Below are 1,767 nucleotides of genomic sequence, written 5' to 3' on the forward strand. Positions count from 1 at the left end.
CGGGTCGCGGATGTCCAGGGCGGCGGTGAGGACCCGGTCCGGGTGGCGGGCGGCCAGCTCGGCGAGGGTGTCCGGCTTGCGCGCGGTGGCCAGAACGTACTCGCCGGCCTCCGCCGCAGCGGTGGCGAGGGCGAGGCCGAGCCCCGACGAGCATCCGGTGACCAGCCAGCGACGTGCCATGTGGGAGGCCTTCCTGTCGGTGGACGGGCTCCGACCGAGCCCCGGCCACTGTGGCAGAGCGGTGGACCGCGACGCGCCGGGCGCGGACCGTCGCGCGGGGTTGCCCGGGGGCTCGCGGGAGCGCAGCCGACCTGCACCGCACGCCCTTCCGCCGGGCCGCGTCCCGCCGCCGAGCGGTGGCCCGCGAACACGGCCGGCCGGACGGCCGGGTCCAGCTCGGGCGGCGCGGACCAGCCGGCGGCCGGAGTGCGGGTCAGGTGAGCAGGCGCAGGCGTTCAGCCGCGACGCCGGCGATCAGCCGCTGACGCCGGGTCAACCGGAGGGCTCCGGACTGGACAGCGCTGCCCGCTGCGGGTCAGGTGAGCAGGCGCAGGCGTTCGGCGGCGACACCGGCGATCAGCCGCTGACGCCGGGCCAACCGGAGGGCTCCGGACTGGACAGCGCTGCCCGCCCAGGCCACCAGCCCGTCTCACCGGGCCGCCCGGTGCGGGTCAGGTGAGCAGGCGGAGGCGTTCGGCGGCCACGCCGACGGTCAGGCGTTGGCCCCAGGCGAGTTGGAGGGCGTCGGACTCGACGCCGTCGCCGAAGACCACCAGGCGGTCGGACTCGACGACGACCTCCAGGCGTTCGCCGCCGGCCAGCAGCCCCTGGACCCGGTCGGTGCCGGTGGCCGGGGAGGGCCAGGCCTCGCGGACGAACCAGGCGACGGCGGCGCCGGTCGGCTCGGGCAGGCGCAGTTCGGAGCGGCGTTCGAGCCAGGCGGAGCGGCACCAGCCGGTCGCGCCCGTCCCGGTGCCGACGAGGATGCCGGAGGACGCCTGGGCCTCGGCGGCGGCGCCCGGCGCGGTGAGCCGGTAGCGGGCGGTCTGGTGGCCGCTCTGACCGAGGTAGACCTCGTTCAGGGCGAGGAGGCGCTGGCTGTCGTCGGCCACCGCCTCGACCATGGTGCGCTCCTCCAGCATTCCGGCGGTACCCGGTCCGGCGGCGGCGCGCAGCAGCTCGGCGGCGTCGCCGGGCCGGTGCCGGACGAGGACTCCGGGGTTGCGGCCGGGGTCGGTGTCGATGCCGATGACGGGCTGCCCGGTCAGGTACTTGGCGGCGTTGGCGACCAGGCCGTCCTGGCCGACGACGACCACCAGGTCCTCCGGGGTGAAGAGGAACCGGTCGAGGTCGGCGCGTTCGACCCTGGTGCGCCGCCAGTCGCCGGGAATCGCCCCGGCGACGGCGGCGAGCGCCGCGCGGGTGCGGTCGTGGCGCTCCTCGGCCTCGGCGATGGAGCGGCCGCGGGAGTCCAGGAAGAACGCGGCCTGGCCGCGGGAGCCGTGCCGGGCGAGCAGTTCCTCGTACTCGGTGCGCCGGTGGACGAGCACCACCCGCGGGGCGAGGGTCATCGGGCACCGCCGTCGCCGTTGCCGCCGCCGCCGACGCCGAGGCGGCTGAGCAGGCCGGTGAGGACGTCCGGGGTGAGGGTGACGCTGTCGATCCGCGGCAGGTGCTCGGCGAGGCGGATCACGGCGAGCGCCCGCAGCACCTCCGGGCCGGCCTGCTGGTGGGCGGCGAGCCAGGCCTGTTCGGCGGCGGCCTTGG

Annotated in this window: 2 protein-coding genes and 1 pseudogene; all 3 read right to left on the bottom strand. The window is 77.2% G+C overall.

All coding sequences use genetic code 11. From position 1 onward, the window contains the following. On the bottom strand, positions 1-180 hold a 180-nt coding region (locus ABZ641_RS35940; protein WP_359988656.1), incomplete at its 3' end, for an SDR family NAD(P)-dependent oxidoreductase. A 491-nt stretch (positions 181-671) separates the two neighbouring features. After that, positions 672-1,571: a hypothetical protein gene (locus tag ABZ641_RS35945; RefSeq protein WP_344624735.1), complete on the bottom strand. Its 900-nt coding sequence runs from the start codon at positions 1,569-1,571 to the stop codon at positions 672-674. Next, a pseudogene (locus ABZ641_RS35950) lies at positions 1,568-1,767 on the bottom strand (SPFH domain-containing protein); the annotation flags it as partial. The pseudogene ABZ641_RS35950 and the gene ABZ641_RS35945, both read right to left, overlap by 4 nt.

Origin of the sequence: Kitasatospora sp. NPDC007106 (genome assembly GCF_040634455.1) — a bacterium.
Taxonomy (GTDB): domain Bacteria; phylum Actinomycetota; class Actinomycetes; order Streptomycetales; family Streptomycetaceae; genus Kitasatospora; species Kitasatospora arboriphila.

Excerpts from the sequence above, each read along its gene's own strand:
- ABZ641_RS35945 (WP_344624735.1), bottom strand. The coding sequence starts at position 1,571 with ATGACCCTCGCCCCGCGGGTGGTGCTCGTCCACCGGCGCACCGAGTAC.